Genomic DNA, 6,394 nt, shown 5'->3' with positions numbered 1-6,394 from the left:
TGTATAAGAGACAGCGGAGCCCCCGGCCGGTGTGCTCAGCAGGCGACGCCGTTGAGCTTGACCGTGCCCGGCGCGGCGGCCGGGCCGTTGGCGGTGAAGCCGACGGTCACCGACGCCCCCGGCGACAGCGAGGCCGCCCAGGTCGGGGCCGCCGCCGTCACCGTGCCACCGGACTGGGTCACCGTGGCGTTCCAGCCGCTGGCCAGGGTCACGCCGGCCGGCCAGGCCCAGGTGGCCTGCCACGGGTTTACCGTCGCGGTGCCCGTGTTGGTCACCGTCAGTTCGCCCTGGAAACCGCCCTGCCAGGCGTTGACCTGCCTGTACGCCGCCGCGCAGCCGCCGGTGGGCGACGGCGTCGAGGTCGGGGTCGCGGTCGGCGTGCCGGTGGGGCCGCCCCCGCCGCCGACCGGCGGGACCAGGTACGGCTGGAGGATGGCCTGCTTGGCGGTGTTGATGCTGGTCCAGTCGTCGAGCGCGATACCGCCGGTGTCACCGGAGTTCGGGTTCCACGACCAGTAGGTGAAGGACATCCCGTCGACCCCCGTGCCGGTGTACGCCATCAGCCGCTCCAGCCACACCTTGTCCCGCGGGTCGGCCAGGGTGCTGCCGAACTCGCCCAGCATGATCGGGGCGATGTTCTGCTTGTGCAGGTAACCCCAGTACTTGTCCCAGATGCCCGGCAGGTTGTTCGGGAAGTCCGGGCTCTTGAACCAGGCCTGCTCGTAGACCGAGGTGGCGTACTCGTGCGGCGAGTAGACCAGCCGGTTCGGCACGTCCAGCCGGACCGGGAAGTCCTTGGCCTTCGTCAGGTTGCCGCCCCACCAGCCGCAGTCCTCGTCGTTGCTCGGGTCGTTGTCCCACACGTTGGAGAGGCCGCCGCTGGGGCAGCTCACCCCCTCCACGAAGATCAGCCAGTTCGGCTGCACCGACAGGATCGCGTTGCCGGCCCGCTCCGCGGCCAGCCGCCAGTCCCGCGCCGGGTCTCCGCAGCCCCAGCACGCGCCGGTCGCCGCCGGGTTGGTGCCCTCGGCGTGCGGCTCGTTGTGCAGGTCCGCGCCGATCACGGTGGGGTTGCCCGCGTACCGCTGGGCGAGCATCTTCCAGTCGTTGATCCAGGTCGCCTCGGAGACCGTCGAGGTGTACCAGAGGGCCGACTGGCCGGCCGAGGTCGGGCGGTGCCGGTCCAGGATGACCCGCATCCCCTTGCCACCGGCGTACTCGATGACCTTGTCGAGGATCTGCAACGGGGAGAGCCCGACCAGGTCCGGGTTGACGAAGTCGTTGACGCCGCTGGCCGTGGCGCCCGGCTTCAGCGCGTCGTTCGAGTACGGGATGCGCAGCGTGTTGTAGCCGAGGCTGACCATCTTGTCGATCTGGCCCCGCCACGGGTTGGTGGACCACAGCCCGTGGAAGGTCCTGTTGTCGGTCTCCATGCCGAACCAGTTGATGCCGGTGATCCGTACCGTCGCGCCGGTGCTGTCGACGATCTTGTTGCCGTTGGTGTGCAGGTAGCCGGTGCCGGTGCCGCCGGGGGCGGCGGCGGCCGGGGTGGTGCTGACGGCGGCGGCGACGAGGACGCCGGCCGCGGCGGTGGCGAGCGCGGTGATCGCGCCGCCGAGGGCGCTGCGTCGGTGCATGCGAGCTCCACTTCGAACGCCCGCCGCCGCGGCGCGGCGCGGGCGGAGACCAGGGACGGGACCACCGTCACGCTTCACCGGGCGTACGCGGGAAGTGCGCGACGGAACGTGCCACGTGGCGGCGGCCGCTCGCGGGAGCACCGGCGACCGTCGACGGCGATGTTCGCCGTCGGTGCCCTCGCGCCGGTGTGGACCTGGCTCTGCCGCCCATTCTGATCAGCCCACCTCGATGCGTCAACCGACCGGGCGGCCCGGCTGGCCACGGGGCGTCGATGCCCGGACGCGCGGAAGCCCCCGGTCCGCGCGGACCGGGGGCTTCCGGGTGGCTCAGCTCAGCCGGCCTGCTCGGCGAGCTGGAGGAACTGCCGCTTCGAGGCCAGCGCCTGCTCGGCCTCGCGGACCCGCTTGGCGTCGCCGGCGGCCTGGGCGCGGGCCAGCCGCTCCTCGGCCTCGGCGACCTGCGCCCGCATCTGGGCCAGCAGCGGGTTGTCCTCCTTGGTGGTCCGCCGCCAGGCCGAGTCCATCACCTCGCGGACCTTCTCGTCGACCGCGCGCAGCCGGCGCTCCAGCCCGGCGGCCGCCTCGCGGGGCACCCGGCCGGCCTCGTGCCACTGCGCCTGGATCTCCCGCAGCTTGGCCTGCGCGCCCTTCGGGTCGCCCTCGACGTCCAGCGCCTCGGCCTCGGCGAGCAGCGCCTGCTTGCGCTCCAGGTTGGCCCGCTGCTCGTTGTCCCGCGCCGAGAAGACCTCGCTGCGCCGGGTGAAGAACTCGTCCTGCGCGGCCCGGAACCTCTCCCAGAGCTTCTGCTCCGCCTCCTTGGAGGCGCGCGGGGCCGCCTTCCACTGGTTCATCAGCTCCTTGAGCTGGTTGGCCGTCGCCGCCCAGTCGCTGGAGTCCTTCAGCTTCTCCGCCTCGGCGACCAACTCCTCCTTGACGGACTGCGCCTGCTTGCGCTGCGCGTCCAGGGAGGCGAAGTGGGCGCCCCGGCGGCGGGTGAAGCCGTCGCGGGCCGCGGCGAAGCGCTTCCACAGCTCACCGTCGGTCTTCTTGTCGACCCCGCGGATGGTCTTCCACTCGTCGAGGATCTCCTTGAGCCGGTCCCCGGCGGTCTTCCAGCCGGTCGACTCGGCGGCGAGCTTCTCCGCCTCCTCCACCAGCGCCTGCTTGCGGGCCAGCGCCTCGCCCCGGGCGGCTTCCTTGGCGGCCTTGGCCTCGCCGGCCTTCTCCTCGGCGACGGCGGCGAGCCGGTCCAGCCGCGCCGCCAGCGCGTCGATGTCGCCGACGACGTGCGCCTCGGCGAGCGAGGCGCGGATCCGGCGGATCGTGGTCAGCGAGTGGCCGGCGTCCGCCGCACCCGAGTTGAGCCGCGCCTCCGTCAGGTTGACCTCGGTCACCAGGTCGTCGAAGCGGCGGGCGAAGTGGGCCAGCCCCTCCTCGGGCGCTCCCGCCTGCCAGGATCCGACCACCCGCTCGCCCTCGGCGGTCTTGACGTACACGGTGCCGTCCGCGTCCACCCGTCCGAAGGCAGTCCAGTCGCTCATGTGCCCATCCTCGTTCTCCCGGCGTCGGGGAGCACTCCCACGATCGCCGCCACGGCGCAGCAAAGTTTCCCCCGGCATTGTCACAGGTGCGACCCCGTTCCCGTCGAGCGCCTATCGCCGACCGTGACCATACGGTGTCCTACCGCCCGCGACAGGCACCCTGGGGAAGTTGTCGGAATTCGTCGTACGGTGTACCGTACAGCGTACGAGTCGGCGACCGGAGTCGCCGGCCCCTGAGGAGGAGCAGATGACGCAGTCCCGCAGCCGGATCACGCCCCCGGCCGACCAGAGCTTCGTGCCGGACCCGGCCGCCCTCGACGAGCTGGACGAGTGGTTCCGCCGCTACGACGCGTTGGCCGAGGCGGGCGACGTGGCGGGCACCGCCGACCTGGCGATGTTCCCGCTCAACACGGTCACCGACGACGCCACCGGGGAGGGCTCCGCCGAGCAGCTCGACCGCCCGGCTTACCTGGAGAAGATGGGCGGCGTCCTCGGCGGCGGTGGCGACCTGACCATGGAGTCCCGCCGCACCCCGTACTTCCTCACCCCCAGCCTGGTCGTCGTCTTCACCGAGGCGGAGTTCACGATCGACGGCGAGCGGCAGCAGGTGCGCTACGCCGACCTGCTGGTGAAGGCCGGGGGCCAGTGGCGGTTCCAGACCATGGTCCAGGGCGGCTGGGGCGGCCAGGCGGGCTGAGCGGTGGGTGCGGGGGCGCCGGGCGTGGTCGTGCCGATACCGTTGCCTGGTGCCCCTGGTCGCCGCCGCCGTCTGTCCCCACCCGCCGCTGATCGTCCCCGAGCTGGCCGGTGCCGCCGCACCCGAGCTGGACGAGCTCCGCGCCGCCTGCGACGCCGCCGTCGCCGGGCTGATCGCCGCCGGGCCCGAGGTGATCGTCCTGGTCGGCGGCGGTTCGGAGACCGCCAGCTTCGACGCGGCCGACCACGGCTCACTGCGGCCATACGGCCTCGACCGGCACGTGCGGTTGTGGAAGGTGAACTGCGCCGGGAGCGAGCGGCTGCCGCTGAGCCTGACCGTCGGCGCGTGGCTGGTCGGGCGCTCCCGCACCGAGCTGCCCCGGCTGGCCCGCTCTGTCGCGGCCGACGCCTCCCCGGCGCAGTGCGTCGAGCTGGGGGCGGCGCTCGGCGCGCCGGCGGAGCCGCGTACCGCGCTGCTGGTGACGGGGGACGGGTCGGCCTGTCGCGGCCCGAAGTCGCCCGGCTACGACGACCCGCGCGCCGAGGCGTACGACGACGGGGTCGCCCGCGCCCTGGCCGGCGCGGACGTCGAGGCCCTGCTCGACCTGGACCCGGTCCTGTCGGCGGAGCTGAAGGCCGCGGGCCGCGCGCCCTGGCAGGTGCTGGCCGGCGCGGTCCGCGCGGCGGGCGGCGACTGGCGCGGCGAGCTGCGCCACTACTCGGCGCCCTACGGCGTCGCCTACTTCGTCTCCTCCTGGGCGCCGGCGTGACCGCCCGCACGCCGGCCGGGACGGTCGTCGCGGTGGTGGGGCCCACCGCGGCCGGGAAGTCGGCGCTGAGCATCGCCCTCGCGCACGCCCTCGACGGCGAGGTGGTCAACGCCGACTCGATGCAGCTCTACCGGGGAATGGACATCGGCACCGCGAAGCTCACCCCGGCCGAGCGCGAGGGGGTGCCGCACCACCTGCTGGACATCTGGGACGTCACCGAGCCGGCGAGCGTCGCCGAATACCAGCGGCTGGCCCGCGCGGCGATCGACGACATCCTGGCCCGGGGTCGGGTGCCGCTGCTGGTCGGCGGCTCCGGCCTCTACGTGCGGGCGGTGCTGGAGCGCTTCGAGTTCCCCGGCACCGACCCGGCGGCGCGCGAGCGGCTGGAACGGGAGCTGGCCGAGGCCGGCCCCGCCCCGCTGTACGCCCGGCTGCGCGAGGCCGACCCGGCCGCCGCGGCGAGCATCCTGCCCACCAACGGGCGGCGGATCGTCCGGGCGCTGGAGGTCGTCGAGCTGACCGGGGCGCCGTTCGCCGCCTCGCTGCCCGACCCGACGCCGTACTACCCGTCCGTGCAGCTCGGCGTGGACCTGGACACGGCGCTGCTGGACGAGCGGATCGCCCAGCGGGTGGACCGGATGTGGGCCGACGGCCTGGTCGCCGAGACGCGGGAGCTGGTCGGGCGCGGCCTGGCCGACGGGCGCACGGCCAGCCGGGCGCTCGGCTACCAGCAGGTGCTGCGCTTCCTCGCCGGGGAGTCGACCGAGGCCGAGGCGCACGACGAGACGGTCCGGGCCACCCGGCGCTTCGTCCGGCGGCAGCGCTCCTGGTTCCGCCGGGACCCGCGGATCCACTGGCTCGACTCGGCCTCGCCGGAGCTGATCCCGACCGCCCTGCGCCTGGTGCCCGCCGCTGCGCGATGATGGGGGCGTGCAGTTCACCAAGGGCCACGGCACCGGCAACGACTTCGTCATCCTGCCCGATCCGGACGGCCGGCTCGCACTGACGCGCGGGCTGGTCGCGGCGCTCTGCGACCGGCGACGCGGCATCGGCGCCGACGGCGTGCTGCGGGTGGTCCGGGCGGCGAAGCACCCCGACGGCGTGGCGCTGGCCGGCGAGGCCGAGTGGTTCATGGACTACTGGAACGCCGACGGGTCGTTCGCCGAGATGTGCGGCAACGGCGCCCGGGTCTTCGTCCGCTACCTCCTCGCCACCGGGTTGGCCGAGCCGGCCGGGGAGGCGCTGCCCGTGGCCACCCGGGCCGGCGTCGTGCGCGCGCTGGTCACGGCCGACGCCATCGCCGTGGAGATGCGCCGCCCCCGGCTGTACGACACGGCGACCGCCAGCCTCGGCGGGCTGACCCTGCCCGGCACGGCGGTGGACGTGGGCAACCCACACCTGGTCTGCGCGCTGCCGGGCGGGCTGGAGCTGACCGCGCTGGACCTCACCGGGGCTCCCGACGTCGACCCGGCGGTCTTCCCGGCCGGCGTCAACGTCGAGTTCACCGCGCCCGGTGAGCCGGTCGACGGCGCCGACGGGCACGTGCTGATGCGGGTCTACGAGCGCGGTTCGGCCGAGACGCTCTCCTGCGGCACGGGCGCCTGCGCCGTGGCCGCCGTGGCCCTGCGCGACGCCGGCCGGGACACCGGGGTGATGGCGGTGGACGTCCCCGGCGGCCGCCTCTCGGTCACGGTCACCGAGGACTCCTGCTGGCTGGCCGGCCCCGCCGTCCTGGTCGCCACCGGCGACC

Annotated in this window: 6 protein-coding genes; 4 read left to right on the top strand and 2 right to left on the bottom strand. The window is 74.2% G+C overall.

Going from position 1 to position 6,394, the window contains the following annotated elements; genetic code table 11:
* Positions 1-35: 35 nt before the first annotated feature.
* Both ACSNOB_RS31160 and ACSNOB_RS31155 read right to left on the bottom strand, forming a co-directional pair.
* A complete protein-coding gene (locus ACSNOB_RS31160; protein WP_436690933.1) occupies positions 36-1,637 on the bottom strand; it encodes a cellulase family glycosylhydrolase in 1,602 nt (533 codons plus the stop codon).
* A gap of 332 nt (positions 1,638-1,969) precedes the next feature.
* Positions 1,970-3,178: a DUF349 domain-containing protein gene (locus tag ACSNOB_RS31155; protein WP_436690931.1), complete on the bottom strand. Its 1,209-nt coding sequence runs from the start codon at positions 3,176-3,178 to the stop codon at positions 1,970-1,972.
* A 247-nt stretch (positions 3,179-3,425) separates the two neighbouring features.
* Between ACSNOB_RS31155 and ACSNOB_RS31150 the strand changes: the two genes are divergently transcribed.
* The 4 genes from ACSNOB_RS31150 to dapF all read left to right on the top strand — a co-directional run.
* On the top strand, positions 3,426-3,875 hold the full coding sequence (locus ACSNOB_RS31150; protein WP_436690929.1) for a hypothetical protein: 450 nt from the start codon (positions 3,426-3,428) through the stop codon (positions 3,873-3,875).
* Positions 3,876-3,924: 49 nt separating this feature from the next.
* Positions 3,925-4,644, top strand: coding sequence for a class III extradiol dioxygenase subunit B-like domain-containing protein (locus ACSNOB_RS31145; protein WP_436690927.1), 720 nt, complete (start codon positions 3,925-3,927; stop codon positions 4,642-4,644).
* The gene (miaA, locus tag ACSNOB_RS31140) at positions 4,527-5,567 is read left to right on the top strand and encodes a tRNA (adenosine(37)-N6)-dimethylallyltransferase MiaA (RefSeq protein ID WP_436690935.1); all 1,041 of its coding nucleotides are present in this window, start codon (positions 4,527-4,529) and stop codon (positions 5,565-5,567) included. The genes ACSNOB_RS31145 and miaA overlap by 118 nt, the downstream gene beginning before the upstream one ends.
* A gap of 7 nt (positions 5,568-5,574) precedes the next feature.
* On the top strand, positions 5,575-6,394 hold an 820-nt coding region (gene dapF, locus ACSNOB_RS31135; RefSeq protein ID WP_436690925.1), incomplete at its 3' end, for a diaminopimelate epimerase.

Source organism: Micromonospora sp. URMC 106 (genome assembly GCF_051386395.1).
Lineage (GTDB): Bacteria > Actinomycetota > Actinomycetes > Mycobacteriales > Micromonosporaceae > Micromonospora.
The sequence above is the reverse complement of the archived record's forward strand: the minus strand, read 5'-3'. Positions and strand labels throughout refer to the sequence as shown.